Here is an 18,930-nt window from a genome sequence, read left to right on the forward strand (position 1 = left end):
TTTTTCATGTAACCTGCTGAACCTGCCAGGAGCCGGGCCGTGGCGGTAAGCTGCCGGATGCTGATTTTTCTAAGCCGGTGGGACCGCGAAATCAGAAACAGAAGTGCGGAATCACAGGGGAGCCGCAGAAGTGAAGCGGAATTAGCAGACTTAAGCTGGCGAAGCATATTCCTGAAGAGGGAGTAGAGAGGCTCTCTACCCAAGTTAGCTCAGAACCCGGATTCTATCCTGGAATAACGATGTCCGATTCATACGACATGGTTATGGAAGCCTCGAATTTGGCGAAGCCGAATTGAGGGCCTTCTCCGAAATTTCATCGTCTGAAGTGCCGCCAATGGGCGGCATGAATGTCTATTGCACAAAGTGCAGTCACCTATTATTCCGCTATTATGATCTACAATGAAGACTACCGATTCATATTTTATAATTCTCTTTTAAGTTTCCACTCTTAAAAATTGAGAGTCTACGCAAGTAGAAACGGCTACGCCGTGCTTATAAGGAGCCTATGCTTCCGAAGCAGCGATACAGAGTATCGCTTTCAGGTACTCGTTTCAGCGAGAAATAGAAAGAACATTTATAGTGCGAAGAATATAAATTTTGGCATATTTATACAAAAACAGGCTGCCCGCAGCCCTGTCCACCCTGATCAAAATGCCCCGTAAAACGGTTGTACTCCTGCGTTGGAACCGTGTATAATGGGTACAGAGTAGTACAGATCGGAGCATGGGGGTGTAACAGTTGGAAGGTCAAGGCGATAACATTACCAAGCATGAACAACTGCTGCAGCACATCGAGAGCCTGAAGGTAGGGACCAAAATTTCCGTCCGCAAACTGGCCAAGGAAATGGGGGTCAGCGAGGGCACGGCTTACCGTGCCGTGAAGGAGGCCGAGAATCTTGGCATCGTCATTACGAAGGAGCGGATCGGCACGGTCCGGGTGGAAAAGAAACCACGCAACATCTCCGACCAGCTGACCTTTGGGGATGTGGTGGATATCGTAGAGGGGCATGTGCTGGGCGGTGCGAACGGACTGAACAAGCATCTGCATAAATATGTCATCGGGGCCATGAAGGTAGACGCCATGATCCGGTATATCGATGCGGACAGCCTGCTGATCGTGGGCAACCGCGAGGATGTGCACTCGCTTGCGCTGGAGCAGGGGCAGGGGTGCTGGTGACCGGGGGCTTTGGGACAAGCCGTGAAGTCAAAATGCTGGCGGATGAACTGGATCTGCCCGTGATTTCCTCCAGGCATGATACGTTTACCGTGGCTTCGATGATCAACCGGGCGATATTTGACCGGCTGATCAAGAAGAAAATTATGCTGGTTGAGGATATTGTCGACAGCAAGCCGCGCCTGAACACACTCAAAATTTCGAGCACGGTTGCCGAGCTGCGGCAGCTGTCCCTGGACAGCGGGGAGCAGCGTTTCCCGGTGACGGATGAATGGAACCGGGTCATCGGCATCGTGGGCCGCAGGGATGCAGAGGAGCTGGCCGAGAGCCAGAGCATTGAGAAGGTTATGGTCCGCAGCCCGGTCACTGCTGCGCTTCAGACCTCACTGGCTTCGGCGGCGCAGATTATGATGTGGGAAGGGATTGACTTCCTGCCCATCGTTGACCGCAACCGGAAGCTGGTCGGTTCGCTGACCCGGAGAGAGGTGCTGCAGAGCCTGCGGGATGTCAGCAACCAGCCGCAGCTCGGGGAAACCTTCGACCACCTGATCTGGAACGGCTTTGCCGACGAGCGGGACGAAGAGGGGAAATTGTTTTTCCATGGCTTCATCACCCCGCAGATGGCGACGGACCTGGGGACCATTTCCGAAGGCGTCTTGTCTACCCTGATGACTCTTTCCGCCTTCAAGGCAGCCAAGGATATCACGGGAAATGATTATGTGCTGGACAATATGTCCACCTATTTCATCCGTCCGGTACAGATCGAGCATTCCATTATTGTGATGCCGAAGCTGCTGGAAATCAGCCGCCGGACCTGCAAGCTGGAAATCGAAATCAGCCACATGGACATCCTGGTCGCCAAAGCGGTGCTGATGCTGCAGTCGATTGACCACGGCTGAACGGGGGATGCCGGCCCGGCAGGCATACCAGTACGGCAGACCGGCAGATAGCCGGTGCCGTTCAGCTTCTTCTGGGACGGGGATATTTAATTAACGGCGCCGCTGCTGTCAAATGCTAATAAGACTATCCTGGACGCCTCCCGCGAAGCCCTGGATAGTCTTTTTGCGATACGTCCGGTTACAAATATACAATACAGCCGTTGGCCTCCAGCTTGTGCAGCCACCCTGGAGGGTTCAGCTCATGATTCCAGCGAAGATCCAAACGTTCCAGCCCCTTGATTTCCAGCAAGGATTCGGGGATTTCCAGCCGATGGTTGCTCCTTAGATCCAGCTCCAATAAATTTGTCAAAAATATTTCAGCTTCGATAGCTGTCCTGTGCCAGCTTTCCAATTTCTGCAGGCACCGATTCGATTTGATTATGGCCGAAATCTATCATTTTGAGTTTGTGGAGTGCTGTGATTTCCGGGAGAAAGGGTATGCAGCTTATTGACCGAGAGATTCAGGATTTCCAGATTAGGCATCTGGAGCACCTCTTCAGGGATGTAGAGCCGTCAATGAAGAGGTGTTCCGTTTTTCCGGTTCCGGCTGTAAAATCCATAGCTGCGCAGCCCGGAAAAGATATTGAACGCTCCGATCAGCAGAAACACCGCCTCGATTATCACATTGACCGTGGAGCCGCGGAACACAAACATGCAGATCAGGGAGAGCGAAACGAGCATGGCGCCGAGCAGAATGTTCATGATGGAGCGTTTGGCTCCTTTGTCGAGCGGGTTCTGCGCTCTGCGGGAAGTGTAGCTGTAGACGGCGGCACCAATCAAACAGATGATCATCAGAATGAACAGCACATACTTGATGAACAAAATCATGGACAGGCAGCTCCTTTATGTAGGTTATAAAAAGCCGTTTTGCCCATATTGTATCATGATTGTCCTCAGCTGCGTCTATAGGGGCTGATTTCAACCCAAATCTGCAGCACCCCCTCCATAACAAGCATGGTGCGGATCCGGACAGCGTATTCCTTCTCGCGCACAATGTAGATTTTGCCGTCCAGCAGCAGCCGGGCCAGCTTGCCGTCGGTGTCGATATCGAACATGCTGCGCCCGCGCATCGGCTCCAGGTCTGTGCTCATTTTGCGGATGATTTCCTTCACGGTTACGGGATCAAGCGCGGCAGCGCCTTCCTTAACTTTGCTGTCTTCTGTGCGCAGCTTGATTTCCCGGATTACGGTAGAGGTGTTGTTGTATTTTTTAAGTGTCTGGATATCCTTGCGGTACTGCTCAACCTGGACCCGCAGATCTTGATTGTTCACCCAGAGCACGTTATAGCCCATATGAAAAATGGCATTGTACATGATGCTCCCGGCCACCATTCCCAGGACAAATATGGCGGAAAGCTGCGAAAAGCGGCGGTATTGCCGAAATGGAGGAACCCTCATGGCCGGCTCACCCCTTGCCGCACACCCATTTGACCAGCTCGCTGCCCATATGAGCGCCCAGAAACGCAAAGACTAAATAGAGGATTTGCTTGATGGCAGGGGAGAGATTACCTCCCAGCATGTTGCTCTCAATGACCCGCATCGGGTCGATGGTTCCGCCGACGGCGGCGGCAAGCGCCCAGATTTTGATCCGGTCGGCCACATCCAGCATGGTCTGTGTAGGCGGCTGCAGCGAAAATACGGCCCCTATGCCGCCCAGCATGGCCCCGCCCATCACAATCCCGAAGGCGATAAAGAAATCGAGGACGGCTTTGCTCAAAAAAACGTTCATAACCAGGCCCCTTTCTGAACCAGGCCGCTCTTCATCTCAGCCTGTCCTTGTGCTCTTTCTTCATTCTATGGGCGGCTCCCCCTCTAATATGATAAAATAGTTTCATCTTATGTTTTGATTTTGGAACCAGAAGGGAAGTGGGGATATGAGCCCTTTCGTGCATTTGCATGTGCACAGCGAATACAGTTTACTGGACGGGGCGGCGCGCATTACTGATCTTGTGCGCCGGGCCGGCGAATACGGCATGACGACGCTTGCGCTTACGGATCATGGAGTGATGTACGGGGCAATCCCCTTTTATAAAGCGTGCAAAGCCAGCGGCATCAAGCCGATCATCGGCTGTGAAGCCTATTTGACCGCAGGCTCGCGCCGCGAGCGGGGCAGCCGCAAGGATCAGCCGATCTATCATCTGATCCTGCTCGCAAAGAATGAGACCGGATACAGAAACCTGATGCGCCTGGTGACCATCGGCCATCTGGAAGGCCAGCATTACAAACCCCGGATCGATATGGAATCGCTGGCGGCACATGCCGAGGGTGTCATCTGCCTCAGCGCCTGTCTCGGCGGCGAGGTGCCGCAGCATCTGCTGCATGGACGGGAAGAAGAAGCGCGGAAGGCTGCGCTGCGGTATAAGGAGATTTTTGGCGGGGACTTCTATCTGGAGCTGCAGGATCACGGCATGCCGGAGCAAAAGCGGGTCAATCCGCAGCTCATCGCCCTGGCCGCCGAATGCGGTATCCCGCTGGTGGCCACGAATGATGTCCATTATCTGGCCAAGGAAGATGCCGAGGTCCAGGATGTGCTGATCTGCATCGGCACCGGCAAAACGGTGGATGACGAGGAACGCCTGAAGATTGGCACAGACCAGCTGTTCCTAAAAAGCGGGGAGCAAATGGCCGCATTGTTCCCGCATGTGCCCGAAGCTATCGCAAATACGCTGATTATTGCAGAAAAATGCAATCTGGAGCTGACCTTCGGCGAGCATATCCTGCCTGCCTATTCTCCGCTCCCTGAGGGGATGGATGCGGCCGCCTATCTCCGGGAGCTGTGCTGGAGCGGGCTGGAAGCCCGCTATGCGGACACCCCCCGCTGGTCTTCGCCTGAGGAGAAGGATGCCGCCGGGAAGCGGCTGGCCTATGAGCTTGGCGTTATCGAGAGCATGGGGTTCAGCGATTATTTTCTGATCGTCTGGGACTTCATTGCCTTCTGCCACCGGCAGGGCATCGTTACCGGTCCGGGAAGAGGCTCCTCCGCAGGCAGCTTGACTGCTTATTGCCTGAAGATCACCGATGTAGATCCGTTGAAGTATAATCTGCTCTTTGAACGGTTCCTCAATCCTGAGCGCATCACGATGCCGGATATCGACATCGACTTCAGCGATGAACGGCGCGATGAAGTCATAGCGTATGTGGTGGATAAATACGGCAAGCAGCATGTGGCACAGATCATTACCTTCGGAACTATGGCGGCGAGAGCGGCGGTGCGGGACGTAGGACGTGTGCTGAATCTGCCTTATAACGAGGTGGATAAGGCGGCAAAGCTCATTCCGGGCCAGCTCGGCATCAGCATTACCCGGGCGCTGGAGGGCACTCCTGAGCTGAAGGCGCTGTACGATGGCAATCCCAAAATCAAGGGACTGCTTGACATGGCGATGAAGGTCGAGGGCATGCCCCGCCACGCCTCCACCCATGCGGCAGGTGTCGTGATCTCCAAGGGGCCCCTGACGGATGCTGTGCCGCTGCAGGCGGGCAATGAAAGCACGGCGCTGACCCAGTATTCGATGGAGCATCTGGAGAGCATCGGACTGCTCAAGATGGATTTTCTCGGACTGCGCACGCTTTCCATTATTGAGCGCAGCATGAACTGGATTACGGAGATGACCGGAAGCACTCCTGATTTCCGCATGATTCCGGATGATGATCCGCTTACCTATGAAATGCTGGGCGCCGGGGAAACCACCGGAGTATTCCAGATGGAATCCGCAGGCATACGCCGCGTGCTTAAGGATATGAAGCCTTCCGGCTTCGAGGATATCATATCTGTGGTGGCGCTGTACCGTCCCGGTCCGATGGAGTTTATTCCTAAATATATCGCAGGCAAACACGGCCAGATCGAAGTGGAATACCCCCATGCCGATCTGAAGCAGATTCTGGACGATACCTATGGCATTATCGTCTATCAGGAGCAGATCATGCAGATCGCCTCGCTGATGGCCGGTTTCTCACTTGGGGAAGCGGATCTGCTGCGCCGGGCCGTCTCGAAGAAGAAGCGGGAGACGCTGGACAAGGAACGCGGCCATTTCGTGCAGGGCAGCCTCCAGCAGGGCTACACCGAGACGGATGCCAATGCTGTCTATGACATGATCGTGCGGTTTGCCAACTATGGCTTCCCGCGCGCCCATGCGGCGGCTTATGGCGTGCTGGCTTTCCAGACGGCCTACCTCAAGGCCCATTATCCCGTCCAGTTCATGGCAGCCATGCTGACGGCTGTGATGGGCACCCACCGCAAGGTGGCGGAATATGTGCTGGAATGCCGCCGCAGCGGCATCGGCGTACTGCCGCCGGATGTCAACGAGAGCGGCGTGCTGTTCACTCCCGTTCCGGGGAGGGCATGGGAGCCATCCGTTTTGGGCTGGCGGCAGTCAAGAATGTCGGCACTCTCGCAGTAGAGAACATAATAGAGGTCCGCAAGGAACGGCCGTTCGACAGCCTGCTCGACTTCTGCCGCCGCGTGGATCTCCGTATCTGCAACAAGCGGGTGGTGGAATCCCTGCTGCAGGCTGGCGCCTTCGACCAGCTGCCGGGCCACCGCGCGCAGCTGCTCGCCATGCTGGACGAGACGGTGGATGCCGCGCTGAAGTGGCGGAAGGAACGCGATGAGCTGCAGATTCAGCTCTTCGACGATCTGATTGAGACGCCCAACTGGGAAATCCGCTACCCGGATATCCCGGGTTTCACAGTTACCCAGCAGCTGGAGCTGGAGCGCGAGCTGCTCGGGCTCTATCTGTCCGGGCATCCGCTTGACGATGCCGCCGCGCTGCTGGAGGAGCCGGGCCTGCAGCGGCTTATGGATCTGGGCGAAGCGGCGGATGAGAGCCAGGCCGTGACTGCGGGCATGGTGGTGTCCGTCAAGGAAATCACGACGAAGGCCGGCAAGGCGATGGCCTTCGTGGAGTGGGAAGACCAGATTGAGCGCTGCGAGGTCGTACTCTTCCCCGAGGTCTGGAAACGCAGCCGCACCCTGATCGTGAAGGGTGCGCTGCTGGCCCTGCGCGCCAAGGTGCAGCAGGAGGATGAGGGCTTCAAGCTGCTGGCCGAAGAGGTCGCGCCGCTTGGCGCCGACACGCTCCGCGGCCTGCTGCAGCGCCGCAGCGCAGCCGCCGCCCGGGCCGGTGGCCCGGGCCGGGCGGCCCCAGCCGGAGCGCCCGGCGGGGCTCCGGCCCCGCGGGCCGGCGGAGCTGCTGCGCCGGCCGCCGCAGAAGCCGCTGCCCGGGACTCCGGGGCAGCGGACAGCGGACAGCGTGTCTTCATCAAGATCACGCCGTCCGCCGAGAATCCGGCGCTGCTGTCGCGCCTCCAGGCGCTGCTGCAGCGCCATCCCGGGCCTGCCGCCACGCTGCTGTTCTATGAGCGGAACCAGAAGCTGCTGGCGCTCAGCGACGGCTACCGGATCAAGCCCTCGGAGGAGCTGGCCGCAGCCATTGAGGCCATGATGGGCAGCGGAACCGTAAGAATTAAATAAGAACATTTCCGCCTCTTTCCGCATACATTAGGAAACCACAGGGCAAGGCCCGTGCGGAAAGGGGAATTCCATGATGTCCTATCAAATGGCAGAAGAGCTGCTGAAGCGCAGGGGAGTATCGCTGGCGTCCATTGCTGAGATCGTATATATTTTGCAATCGGCTTATTATGCGGATTTAACGGAAGAAGAGTGCCTCTCCAGTGTGAAGGCGGTACTCGGCAAAAGAGAGGTCCAGTACACGCTGATGACCGGCGTCGCACTGGATGAGCTGGCAGAGCAGCGGCTGCTTCCCCAGCCGCTGCAGGCGGTTCTCGAAGCGGACGAATCGCTCTACGGCGCAGATGAGACGCTGGCGCTCGGCATCACAGGCGTATACGGGATGATCGGACTTACAGGCTTCGGTTATCTCGATAAAATAAAGCTGGGAATTATCGGCAAATTGAACGATGATAGAGGAAGAATTCATGTGTTTCTGGACGATCTGGTTGCCGGAATCGCGGCTGCGGCGTCGGCCAGAATCGCCCACCGGCATGAAGGGGCAAAGGTGTATCCCCATGTGACCGGAACGGAATAATGGTTTGCTCAGGAATATAAGGATACGCCCCCTGGTCTGAATTCCTTCACCCTGATCCTGTTGCGGGAAAAAGAAAACTGTGTTATCATGATTCCATTATACGGGATACGGCTGGGAATTAAGATTAGGGAGGCTTTGCAGGGCATGTGGACGGTAATCTATATAGCGCCGACCGCCAGAGTGGCGGATATGATTCAGAGCAAGCTTACGGAAGAAGGATTTCTGATAAAATGCCGTCCGGTCAATATGTCCAAGCAGCAGTTTGAGATTCTGGTTCCTTCGGGTGAGCTGGAGGAAGTGCAGGAAGCCCTTAATCTGATTCTGCATCCCTAGATAAACATTAGATGGCATACGCAAATAAACGGCTGAAGAGGTGCGACCCTTGTTCAAAGATTTATTTCAAAAAAAACGGAAGTACGCGACCATTCCTTCAGAACGTGTGGAGCGGACCGGCGGACCGGTTGAAGGCGAACGGCCCAAACGGGAGATTCCCGAAGGGCTTATGAGCAAGTGCACCAAATGCGGAACGATCCAGTACAGCAAGGAGCTGGAGAAGAACCTGAAGGTATGCCCTTCCTGCGGCTACCATATGCGCCTGAACGCTTCTGAACGGATCGCGATGACGCTGGACCCTGAAGGGTTTATTGAATTTGACAGTGAAATGGCCTCTGTGGACCCGCTGCAGTTTCCGGGCTATGCGTCCAAGCTGGAACAGCAGCAGTCCAAAACAGGACAGGTTGAAGCTGTGGTCACAGGCCAGGGCACCATTGGCGGCCATCCGGTGATTGTTGCGGTAATGAACTTTGAGTTTTTTACCGGCAGCATGGGCTCGGTTGTAGGTGAGAAAATTACGCGTGCGGTGGAAGAAGCCACTGAGAAGAGACTGCCGCTGCTGATCTTTTCGACTTCGGGCGGGGCACGGATGCAGGAGAGCATTCTCAGTCTGATGCAGATGGCCAAGACCAGCGCCGCACTTGCCAGATTCGGCGAGGTTGGCGGGCTGTATATCTCCGTCATTACCGATCCGACTACGGGCGGTGTATCGGCGAGCTTTGCCAGTCTCGGGGATATCATCATAGCCGAACCGGGGGCAGTCTTTGGCTTTGCCGGACGGATTGTGATTGAGCAGACGATCCGCCAGAAGCTTCCGGAGGATTTCCAGACCGCTGAATTCAACCTTCAGCATGGACAGCTGGATTTGGTGGTGCACCGCAAGGAAATGCGGGCAACTCTTGCCAAGCTGCTGGATCTGCATGATGTGAAAGGGGGATTTTAGGTTGGCGGGAGAGTTGCCTTTTGAAATGCCTCTGTTAGAGATGCGCAAGAAAATTGCCGAGCTGAAGCAGTTCGGTGAAGAAAAAGGGATTGATTTCAGCGATGAAACCGCCCGGCTTGAAGAACGGTACCGTGTGATGGAAGATGAAATATACTCGAATATATCGCCGTCCCAGAAGATGCATCTGGCCCGGCATCATAGCCGTCCAACCTCAATGGATCTGATAAGCCTGATGTTTACCGACTTCATCGAGCTGCATGGCGACCGCCATTTCGGTGATGATCTGGCTGTGGTTGGCGGAATTGCCAAGCTGAACGGGGCGCCCGTCACGGTGATCGGTCAGCAGCGGGGCAAGGATACGAAGGAAAACATCCTCCGTTTCTTCGGCAGCGCCCATCCGGAAGGATTCCGGAAGGCTTTGCGTCTGATGAAGCAGGCGGAGAAGTTTGGCCGTCCGATCGTTACTTTTGTCGATACCAAGGGAGCCTACCCCGGCAATACGGCAGAAGAAAGAGGCCAATCGGAAGCTATTGCCAGAAATTTGTATGAAATGTCGCAGCTGGCCGTGCCTGTGGTGTGTGTGATCATAGGCGAAGGCGGCAGCGGCGGTGCTTTGGCTATGGCAGTGGGCAACCGCGTCCTGATGCTGGAGCATGCCATTTATTCGGCCATCTCCCCGAACGGTGCGGCGTCTATTTTATGGAAGGATGCCTCCAAGGCGGAGCAGGCAGCAGAAGCAATGAAGATTACAGCCGCCGATCTGCTGGAGATGGAGGTCATTGAAGAGATCGTTCCGGAGCCCGGGGCGGCGCTCACCGTGACTACGAAGAGACCGCAGCGGCGATTAAGGATGCCGTGTGGCGCCATTTGCAGGAGTTGTCGGGGCTGGACTCTGCCGAGCTCAAAGAGGACCGCTACCGTAAATTCCGCAAAATTGGCGTATTTGCCGAAGCAGAGGCTGAACTGGTCAGCGCTGAGGCTGAAGTGCACAGCGTCGACTAAAGACAGGCCTCCATTTGCACTTTCAGACATAAGTATATTTTTGGCAGATCTCAATCCGGACGGGCTTCAGTATACTTTTATTACCAATCCAACAACCCTGTGATAGCTGCAGGGCTGTTTTTGTTTTGCCGGCTTTTTTTGAAAATATAAAGTAAATTTACTGTAAAAAGTCGCAGCAACATTGATTTTGTGTCCAAGTTGCAGTAATATTCATTAGGGTGCAGTAAAAGGTACATGTGACAAAGTTCCTATGCAAATTGCATGCCTTATAGTAGATTTTGTAGTTGGAAAAAGTGAGACAGAGAGAACGAAAAAACGGAGGAAAACCTAATGCGGAAAAGTAAAATTGTATGTACGATTGGTCCTGCTAGTGAATCGTTGGAGAATATCAAAAAATTGATTTTGGCCGGTATGAATGTAGCCCGTCTGAACTTCTCCCACGGCGATTTTGAAGAGCACGGCAACCGGATCAAAACGATCCGTCAGGCTTCCCAGGAGCTTGGCAAGACTGTTGCTATCCTGCTCGACACCAAAGGACCAGAGATTCGCACAGGCAAACTGGAAGTAGAACCGATTGAGCTGGTACAGGACGAGTATCTGACACTGACTACGGAAGAAATCCTTGGTGACCAAAACCGTATCTCTGTCACTTACACCGACCTTCCTAGCGATGTTCAAGTAGGATCTACCATCCTGATCGACGACGGCCTTATCGGACTTACCGTTGTTGACATTCAAGGCACCGAAATCAAGACCCGCATTGTTAACGGCGGTACGATCAAGAGCAAGAAGGGTGTTAACGTACCTGGAGTTGCTATTTCCCTGCCGGGCATTACGGAAAAAGACACCAATGATATCATTTTTGGGATCGAACAGGACATCGATTTTATCGCCGCTTCCTTCGTCCGCAAAGCCAGCGACGTTCAGGAAATCCGTGCATTGCTTGAGAAGCACAACGCTTCCCATATCCAAATCATTTCCAAAATCGAAAACCAGCAAGGTGTTGACAACCTTGATGAAATTCTGGCAGTTTCCGACGGCCTGATGGTTGCCCGCGGCGACCTTGGTGTGGAAATTCCGGCTGAAGATGTGCCTTTGGCTCAGAAATTGATGATTCAAAAATGTAACATTGCCGGCAAACCGGTAATTACTGCAACACAAATGCTGGATTCCATGCAGCGTAATCCGCGTCCTACCCGTGCTGAAGCGAGTGACGTAGCGAACGCAATTTTTGATGGAACCGATGCAATCATGCTGTCCGGTGAAACAGCTGCCGGGAAATATCCGGTAGAATCCGTGCTGACTATGTCCCGCATTGCCGAGAAGGCTGAATCCGCACTGAATCACCGTGAGATCTTCATGAAGCAGCAGATCGCTCAAGAAACTACTGTAACTGAAGCAATCAGCCAATCCGTAGCGATCTCCGCTCTGGACCTGAATGCCAAAGCTATTATTTCTTCGACAGTAACAGGCCACACTGCACGCGTGGTTTCCAAATACCGTCCTAAATCACAGATTATCGCTGTGACCACACAAGAAAGAACTATGCGTCAACTCGCTCTTGTCTGGGGCGTAACTCCAGTTCACGGACTTGAAGCTACTTCAACCGATGAATTGCTGGAAACGGCCCTCAAAGGCGGCAAAGCTTCCGGTCTGGTTAAAGCCGGCGATCTGGTTGTAATTACAGCCGGTATTCCGCTGGGACGTTCCGGTTCCACGAACCTGGTTAAAGTAGACACGATTCCAGCTGATTAGTCTTCTGGACATCTGTTCTTTGCCTTGATGATTGAATGACAAAAAAGCAATGGTGCAGGACGCCATTGCTTTTTTTTGCTAAAATGAATGCTTGTATACCGAAGCGAGTGCTTGAGGCAAAAATACCATTAAGAGCGGACAATAATAGGGCTTCTGGAGTGAATCAGAGGTTTCCCTTTACGATAGACCCGTTTGACTATAAAAGCATCGCCGCTGGCATTGGGGCTCCCGGGTACACTTACTGTAATTTTCTTCTGTACCATGATTCCGCTGTCAGCAGGTGTCAGCCTTGGACTTCTCCCGTTGACACGGCAGTTGAAGAAGCGGGTGGTTGATACCTTAGCCAGCTTTCCGATGATACCGCCCACTAAGGGCGCTTCCATGATCCATTCGGCGGAGGTTTGAGGCCCGGTGTAACGCTGAAATGTGCGAAAGGTCCATGATTTGCTGAGATTGAAAAGCGTGATGCTCCATTTGCCGCTGCCAAGCTTAACGATAGAAGCCTGCATGTGATCCCCCGGTGATACGGGCAAAGGAATAACGGTCTCAGCGGCAGGGAGAATCTCCCACCAGGCATAATAGTGGACAACCCCGCCCATAGATTCATGACCGGTGCCTGTCTGAATCAGGCTGCTGTTTTTGAAGCCGTCGATCCCGATCCAGGCTGAAGAATAGGTGGGGCTGGAAGTGGGTTTGACCAAGGGGACAATCCATTCGCCGGATATCCGCCGAAACGCGCCTTTTTTTCCGTAGATGGCGTACCCGCTCCAGTTGCCGGAGGTCCAGCCAAAGCCGGTGCTTTGCGCTTTGCCCGAATGGACTTTGTCCGTTACGCAGGGCCGGGTGCGTTTTGAAAGCTCAGCTCTGTTCACATATCCACCGCCTTTTATCAATATGAGAAGTTAAGACTTGCTGCTCTATTAAATGCGGCGCAAAGTTATAAAGTATGGGTATTCCGTTAAAAAGGAATAGAGAGGACTTATTGCACAAATGAAAAAACTGCTCAAGCTGCGCGGATTTTATCTGTTCTTGGGACTTGCCGGCGGTTCATTCGGCTCTTATCTTACCCTGCTGCTGAAGCAGGGGGGACTGGACAGCGGCCGGATCGGAATGCTCATGGCGACTGGCACACTGATTGCCATCTGTATTCAACCTTTATGGGGTGTAATTTCTGACCGCTACAACCAAGCCCGGCTGGTGCTGATTTTAAGTGTGGCGGTTCCGGCGGTATTGGCAGTTTTTTACCAGTCGGATTATTTCATTGTTTTGCTGGTGGTTTATACTCTCTCGACCATCTTTTCCTCTACACAGGCTCCTATAGCCGATTCCTACGCCATTGTAGCGGCGAACAAGGCCGGCTCCACTTATGGGAGCATCCGGATGATGCTTAGCATAGGAGCGGCCGTAGGGGCCTATGCGGGGTCGCAGTATGTCTCGCATTTTTCCGTATCCACGATCTGGGTGCCGTTTCTGCTGCTGAGCAGTGTGGCCGTTGTGTTTGCGCTCACCCTGCCCAAGCAGGCGGAAGAGAACCGAATGATGAGCCAGTCGTTCTCCAAGGGCATCAAAACGCTGCTGGGCAACAAAATATTTTTGGCTTTTCTAGGCGGGAGTTTTCTCGTGAACCAGACGATGACGGCCTTTGGTACTTATTTTGTACTGGCCTTTCAATCGGTGGGGGGCTCGACCAGCCATGCCGGGATTGCGCTGTTCATCGCCTCGTTTACGAACTTTCCCTCCATGCTGTATGCCTCGAAGGTCATTAAGAAGCTGGGCAGGGAGCGCACGCTGCTGCTGGGTGCCCTCATCTATGTGCTGCGATGGGGAATTCAGTTCGCTTTTCCGGCCCCAGAGGTGATGATCGGCGTCCAGGTGCTGCATGGCCTGTCTTTTGGGCTTTTTTATGTCGCTGCCGTGGAGTATGTATCGCATATTACGCTGCCGGAAATGCAGGCTACAGGCCAAAGTGTGTTCAACATCGTATTCTCCGGTTTTGCGGGGATTCTGGGTAATCTGCTCAACGGGATTTTGCTCAGGGAGGGTGGAGTGTGGCTGATGAATTTATCCTGCATGCTCAGCTCTGCGGTGGGAGTGCTGCTGATCTTTTACGTCTCCCGGAGCACACGCAAGCGCATTCTAATACCGGTAGCATCCGAAAGAGCAAGCCTTTAGGAGCTGCGGAAATCTAAGATTGGCGGAACAGTTTCTGCCTGGAAAGGGGCATTGTACATATGAAATCACGCAATCCGGGATTGACCAGCCGCTGGTATGGCACAACGTTCCGCGTACGCTATCAGGAGACAGACCAGATGGGAGTGGTCTATCACGCCAATTATTTGAGCTGGTTCGAGAGCGGGCGTACGGAGATGTTCCGGGAGCTTGGCTTTGCCTACCGTTCGCTGGAAAATATGGGGGTGCTTCTCCCGGTAACCACAGCAGATTTGCAATTTAAAAGTCCGGCGCGATATGATGATCTTGTCGCTGTGTATGCACGGCTTACCACTTTCTCGGCACTCCGGGTTGTATACGAATATGAAATCCGCCGGTTGGCCGGGATGGAGGAAGTAACGGGTGATCCGGAGGCATTTGGTCTTGCGGGGTTTTCTGCACCTGCTGATGTTGAGCAATTGCCCGGAGAATTGCTGGTTACCGGTTCAACGAGCCATGTGTGGCTGAATACGGAGTGGAAGCCTGTAAGGCTGGACCGGGTGCTGCCGGAGTTGTTTTTGGCCATAACCATGGCGCTGAGGGAAGAAGGAGGAGCAGTATGATCAGGAACAAATGGCTTTGGGCTGCATTGTTTGTTATCCCGGCCGTGGAATTATTCGGGTTTATTTACGTGGCGGGTTTTCTCGGAGCCCCCAAGACGCTGCTGCTCATGCTGGCCAGTTCCGTGATCGGCTTTTTGATGATGCGCTTCGAGGGCAAGAAGGTGCTGCTGGACAGCAGAACGCATATGCAGGAAGGCCGGGTGCCGGGGAGGACCATGCTGGACGGCTTGTGCATCTTTTTTGGCGGCCTGCTGCTGATTCTCCCAGGTTTTGTGACGGATATCGTCGGCTTTTCGCTGGTATTTCCGCTGACCCGGCCGCTGTACCGGGTTTTTCTGTTGAAATGGATTGAGAAAAAGATGAAAAACGGCACCTTCACCTTTTACCGCCGATAGGCTGGTAAGAGGCCGGGGCCAGCCGGACTTGCGTGCGCTAAAAGGTGAAATAAGAGGTAAAAGTACCTTTGATTTGGCTGGGTGTGTGCTAAAAGGTGAAATGAGTTTGAATTGGCCGGATGTGCGCAGGGTAATTTTGTCTCTCTTGTTTTGCCGGAGCGCATTTCTATTGCAGATTCTGTATCTGCACTAGAAACGCTTTTTTTAAAAGATAAGTTATATGTTTTGGGGGAAGCGAAGCTTACCCCTGATTAAAGCCGCCCCTTTCACCGGTAGCTGCATACAAAGCTTGCGAAGATACCGTTACCGGTATTTAACCGCAAGCTTTTTTATCGCTTAGGAACTATACAATGTTAAACAATGCGGGTATCTATGAAGCTTCGGATGAATAGCGGAATCAGTCCGCATAACCTGCTGAACCGCCTGAATCAGCAAAATAAAGGCTCTCCTGTCCGCAACAGCTGCGGATCGATCGTGAAGAGGCCGAATGACGCTAATTTTGCCTATGGTACAACCATCCGTGCCCCCGTCGATTTTAGGGAACGGTGGGGAAATGGGTGGAGTCATAAGCTCCGTGCTGTTTTTCACCCGCCAGGGTGATTTTGTTCTTGTTTAGGAAATTATGCAATGCAATAAAATGTGGATATCTTGGAAGCCGCAGAGGATATAAGCGATGCAGGAGGATTGGGTTCCATCCGCGGACTGATGCGGACAGAGGAGCCCTTATTTTGCCAAAAATCTTACTTTTTCAGTAGTTACGGACTCAGGAGCCGTTATAACGTTCGATGGAGCCTGGAATAAAGGGGAAAGGGAGAAATAAAGGCATCTCGGTCCGTTGTCCTGCGGAATAGACGAATCTTCTATCAATAACGGCTCTCCTGTCCGCAACGGGCTGCGGGTAGATCGTGAAGGCGTACAACGGTGTGCAATGTTCCCTGCGCCTAATGCAGCCTCCCGCTCACAATATAACTATGCAGGGCGCGGAACACACCGGCCCGGTGAAAGGCATCGAGCACGACCAGTAGGACGGGGCCGAGGAGCAGGCCGAGCATGCCGAACAGCTGAAGGCCGGCGAACACGCCGATCAGCATGGCAAGCGGGTCCAGGCCAATGCTGCTCGCAAGGACTTTCGGCTCCAGGATCTGGCGCGTGATGAGAATCACGGCGTAGAGCACCGACAGCCCGATGCCGAGCGCCAGATTGCCGGTCATGTAAGAGTAGATTGCCCAAGGCAGCAGCACAATTCCTACGCCGAGATAGGGCACCAGATCAACCAGACCGATCGTCAGTCCGATGGCAAAGGCGGAGTTCACGCCAAGCAGCAGCAGCCCGGCGATGACAATAATGGCCGTGATTGAAATCAGCACCAGCTGCGCCCGCAGGTAGCCAAACAGCGCGTTGCGCAAATCGTGCCAAATCTCTGACACGGGTCTGCGCAGCGGCACAGGCACCAGTGCTCTCAGCTTGGCGTTGTGCCGCTCCCAGCCTGTGCTGAGGAAGAAGGCGGATAACATGATGACGATCAGAATGGAGCCCATGCTGGGCAGTGCGGAGATCAGCTTAAGGACCATATTGAAGAAGCCGGTGATGATCTCGGTCACAGCCTGGCCTACCGTCTCCGTGGTTCTGCTGATATTGCTGTCGATTGTGGCGTGATAGTCCGGGTTATCGTGATAAAACTGGTTGATTTGATTAATAATATTTTGAATGCTGGCATTCCGGCTGATGGACAGCAGCAGCTCCCGCCACTGGTCGGTGTGCAGATCGAATGTCTGAAGCAGCCCGATCAATTCTTTGACAAGGCGGGTGATCAGCGCAGTCAGCACCAGTGCGGTACCCCCGACATAAAAAAGCAGTGAAAGCGACACGGCCAGCCAGCGCGGAAGCTTGAAGCCCCTCAGAATCAGCACCAGCGGATGCATCAGATAGGCGAGCAGGTAGGCAAGCAGCAGAGGATACACGAGCGGCAGCAGCACATAGACCCCCAGCAGCAGCAATGCGGCGGCCAGTACGACCCAGAGGCCGCGCAGCACTCTTTTTAATACCAGCGAATCCATGCTTCATCCCTCCTCCTGATCCGGCTCTCCGGGCATAATAACGGCTCGTCTAATATATATTCAGAGATTGGTTTTTGAGACTACCCGGAAACATTTATCCCGCTCATACGAGTCAAGCACTAAACTGAAAGCGCAAACATGAAACAGGGAAAACGGAAGTTTTTTTCTATCTGTCCGATAAAATCATTTGATCTTTTTCAAAGCTTCCACGTTGTTCACATAACCGTCAAAATCCGTTATGATAAATAAAGGCTATACGCGAAAAGTTCGTTGCAATCTCTGCAGGAGGCCAGAACGCCTAGTTATTAAAGATTGGGATATATCAAAATGTAAATGTTTTCATTACGTAAAAACAGCTTTTATACCCTTGTTGGCAAAGGAGAGAGATACTATGACAGCTACCAAAGGATTGGAAGGCATTGTTGCCACTACCTCCTCGATCAGTTCGATTGTAGACGGCGTACTCACTTACCGCGGTTATGATATTGATGACCTTGCGGAGAACGCCACCTTCGAAGAGACCGCTTATTTGCTGTGGTTCGGCAATCTGCCGACAACTCCCGAGCTGCAGGCGCTGCAGCGTGATCTCAGCGCTTTTGCTCCGATCCCTGAACAGGTGATTGCACAAATGAAGCTGTATCCCAAAGAGGCCAACACCATGGCTGCGCTGCGCTCGGCTGTATCAAGCCTTGCCCTGTACGATGAAGCTGCGGACGATATGAGCCGTGAGGCCAACGAGATCAAGGCCGTGAAGCTGCAGGCGCAGATTCCGACAGTGGTGGCTGCGCTGGCCCGCATCCGCAAGGGACTGGAGCCTGTGGCTCCCAAAGAAGGCTTGTCGCTTGCCGAGAATTTTCTCTATATGCTCTGGGGCAAACAGCCGGATATCGTATCCGTCGAAAGCACTCGATGCTGCGCTGGTGCTGCATGCCGACCATGAGCTGAACGCCTCTACGTTTGCCGGACGGGTAACAGTAGCGACCCTGTCGGACATTTATTCGGGTGTCACTTCGGCCATCGGTGCCCTGAAGGGGCCGCTGCACGGCGGTGCGAACGAGGCGGTGATGAAGATGCTGGAGGAAATCGGCACTCTGGATGCGGTGGAGCCGTATATCCAAGGCAAGCTGGAGCGCCGTGAGAAGATTATGGGCTTTGGCCACCGGGTCTACAAAAATGGCGATCCGCGCGCCAAGCACCTGATGAAAATGTCCCACGAGCTGGGATTAATGAAGAATGACACTACGCTCTACGATATGTCGGTCAAAGTCGAGGAGCTGATTACTTCAAAGAAGGGCCTCAAGCCCAACGTGGACTTTTATTCGGCCTCGGTCTATACGCAGCTTGGCATTGAGCGGGAGCTGTTCACGCCGATTTTTGCCATCAGCCGTACCTCCGGATGGACTGCGCATATTCTGGAGCAGTATGAGGACAACCGCATCATCCGCCCGCGTGCGGAATACACAGGCATGTCCGAACAAAAGTACGTTCCGGTGGACGAGAGATAAGGCGGCCCCTTGCGG

The 18,930-nt window shown here is 53.8% G+C and carries 13 protein-coding genes and 4 pseudogenes; 11 read left to right on the forward strand and 6 right to left on the reverse strand.

The features are described 5' to 3' along the window. The first annotated feature begins 831 nt into the window (after positions 1-831). A pseudogene (locus JI735_RS37945) lies at positions 832-2,072 on the forward strand (DRTGG domain-containing protein). 178 nt (positions 2,073-2,250) lie between these two features. Here JI735_RS37945 and JI735_RS20410 read toward each other — a convergent pair. The 4 genes from JI735_RS20410 to JI735_RS20425 form a co-directional block, all read right to left on the reverse strand. Beyond that, positions 2,251-2,421, reverse strand: coding sequence for a hypothetical protein (locus JI735_RS20410; RefSeq protein ID WP_157771405.1), 171 nt, complete (start codon positions 2,419-2,421; stop codon positions 2,251-2,253). Positions 2,422-2,624: 203 nt separating this feature from the next. Beyond that, complete coding sequence (locus tag JI735_RS20415) at positions 2,625-2,939, reverse strand: YtpI family protein (protein WP_039836027.1); 315 nt, start codon at positions 2,937-2,939, stop codon at positions 2,625-2,627. Positions 2,940-3,004: 65 nt separating this feature from the next. Beyond that, positions 3,005-3,508, reverse strand: coding sequence for a sporulation membrane protein YtrI (locus tag JI735_RS20420; RefSeq protein ID WP_039836028.1), 504 nt, complete (start codon positions 3,506-3,508; stop codon positions 3,005-3,007). Between the two features lie 7 nt (positions 3,509-3,515). Beyond that, positions 3,516-3,839, reverse strand: coding sequence for a YtrH family sporulation protein (locus JI735_RS20425; RefSeq protein ID WP_039836029.1), 324 nt, complete (start codon positions 3,837-3,839; stop codon positions 3,516-3,518). A gap of 145 nt (positions 3,840-3,984) precedes the next feature. Between JI735_RS20425 and JI735_RS20430 the strand changes: the two are divergent. The 6 genes and pseudogenes from JI735_RS20430 to pyk all read left to right on the forward strand — a co-directional run bounded on the left by JI735_RS20430 (position 3,985) and on the right by pyk (position 12,187). Next, positions 3,985-7,580: pseudogene (locus JI735_RS20430) on the forward strand (DNA polymerase III subunit alpha). 73 nt (positions 7,581-7,653) lie between these two features. After that, entirely contained in the window at positions 7,654-8,154 is a 501-nt protein-coding gene (locus JI735_RS20435) for a phosphatidylglycerophosphatase A family protein (RefSeq protein ID WP_202676369.1), read from the forward strand. Between the two features lie 144 nt (positions 8,155-8,298). Then, a complete protein-coding gene (locus tag JI735_RS20440; protein ID WP_020428527.1) occupies positions 8,299-8,487 on the forward strand; it encodes a hypothetical protein in 189 nt (62 codons plus the stop codon). 49 nt (positions 8,488-8,536) lie between these two features. After that, positions 8,537-9,430: an acetyl-CoA carboxylase, carboxyltransferase subunit beta gene (accD, locus tag JI735_RS20445; protein ID WP_202676370.1), complete on the forward strand. Its 894-nt coding sequence runs from the start codon at positions 8,537-8,539 to the stop codon at positions 9,428-9,430. Between the two features lies 1 nt (position 9,431). Continuing rightward, positions 9,432-10,432: pseudogene (locus JI735_RS20450) on the forward strand (acetyl-CoA carboxylase carboxyltransferase subunit alpha). Positions 10,433-10,762: 330 nt separating this feature from the next. Next, positions 10,763-12,187: a pyruvate kinase gene (gene pyk, locus JI735_RS20455; RefSeq protein WP_039839897.1), complete on the forward strand. Its 1,425-nt coding sequence runs from the start codon at positions 10,763-10,765 to the stop codon at positions 12,185-12,187. Positions 12,188-12,315: 128 nt separating this feature from the next. Here the strand turns inward: pyk and JI735_RS20460 are convergent, their stop codons facing one another. Beyond that, entirely contained in the window at positions 12,316-13,059 is a 744-nt protein-coding gene (locus JI735_RS20460) for a G1 family glutamic endopeptidase (protein WP_039839896.1), read from the reverse strand. Positions 13,060-13,177: 118 nt separating this feature from the next. Between JI735_RS20460 and JI735_RS20465 the strand changes: the two genes are divergently transcribed. From JI735_RS20465 to JI735_RS20475, 3 genes are read left to right on the forward strand one after another with little or no spacing between them, the layout of a single operon-like run. Then, positions 13,178-14,359, forward strand: coding sequence for an MFS transporter (locus JI735_RS20465; protein WP_039839894.1), 1,182 nt, complete (start codon positions 13,178-13,180; stop codon positions 14,357-14,359). A 59-nt stretch (positions 14,360-14,418) separates the two neighbouring features. Further along, positions 14,419-14,958 carry an acyl-CoA thioesterase gene (locus tag JI735_RS20470; RefSeq protein WP_039839893.1) on the forward strand — a complete coding sequence of 180 codons (540 nt, stop codon included), beginning with the start codon at positions 14,419-14,421 and terminating at the stop codon, positions 14,956-14,958. Next, the gene (locus JI735_RS20475; protein ID WP_039839891.1) at positions 14,955-15,353 is read left to right on the forward strand and encodes an FxsA family protein; all 399 of its coding nucleotides are present in this window, start codon (positions 14,955-14,957) and stop codon (positions 15,351-15,353) included. Before JI735_RS20470 ends, JI735_RS20475 begins: the two co-directional genes overlap by 4 nt. 941 nt (positions 15,354-16,294) lie before the next feature. Here JI735_RS20475 and ytvI read toward each other — a convergent pair. Then, complete coding sequence (ytvI, locus tag JI735_RS20485) at positions 16,295-17,410, reverse strand: sporulation integral membrane protein YtvI (RefSeq protein ID WP_039839890.1); 1,116 nt, start codon at positions 17,408-17,410, stop codon at positions 16,295-16,297. Positions 17,411-17,801: 391 nt separating this feature from the next. On the opposite strand from ytvI, the pseudogene citZ reads away from it, so the two are divergent. Beyond that, a pseudogene (citZ, locus tag JI735_RS20490) lies at positions 17,802-18,915 on the forward strand (citrate synthase). Positions 18,916-18,930: the final 15 nt, after the last annotated feature.

The organism is Paenibacillus sonchi (genome assembly GCF_016772475.1).
Classification (GTDB): domain Bacteria; phylum Bacillota; class Bacilli; order Paenibacillales; family Paenibacillaceae; genus Paenibacillus_AQ; species Paenibacillus_AQ sonchi.

Excerpts from the sequence above, each read along its gene's own strand:
- JI735_RS20465 (WP_039839894.1), top strand. The coding sequence starts at position 13,178 with ATGAAAAAACTGCTCAAGCTGCGCGGATTTTATCTGTTCTTGGGACTT.
- JI735_RS20470 (WP_039839893.1), top strand. The coding sequence starts at position 14,419 with ATGAAATCACGCAATCCGGGATTGACCAGCCGCTGGTATGGCACAACG.
- JI735_RS20425 (WP_039836029.1), bottom strand. The coding sequence starts at position 3,839 with ATGAACGTTTTTTTGAGCAAAGCCGTCCTCGATTTCTTTATCGCCTTC.
- JI735_RS20420 (WP_039836028.1), bottom strand. The coding sequence starts at position 3,508 with ATGAGGGTTCCTCCATTTCGGCAATACCGCCGCTTTTCGCAGCTTTCC.
- JI735_RS20440 (WP_020428527.1), top strand. The coding sequence starts at position 8,299 with ATGTGGACGGTAATCTATATAGCGCCGACCGCCAGAGTGGCGGATATG.
- JI735_RS20475 (WP_039839891.1), top strand. The coding sequence starts at position 14,955 with ATGATCAGGAACAAATGGCTTTGGGCTGCATTGTTTGTTATCCCGGCC.
- pyk (WP_039839897.1), top strand. The coding sequence starts at position 10,763 with ATGCGGAAAAGTAAAATTGTATGTACGATTGGTCCTGCTAGTGAATCG.
- JI735_RS20435 (WP_202676369.1), top strand. The coding sequence starts at position 7,654 with ATGTCCTATCAAATGGCAGAAGAGCTGCTGAAGCGCAGGGGAGTATCG.
- JI735_RS20415 (WP_039836027.1), bottom strand. The coding sequence starts at position 2,939 with ATGATTTTGTTCATCAAGTATGTGCTGTTCATTCTGATGATCATCTGT.
- ytvI (WP_039839890.1), bottom strand. The coding sequence starts at position 17,410 with ATGGATTCGCTGGTATTAAAAAGAGTGCTGCGCGGCCTCTGGGTCGTA.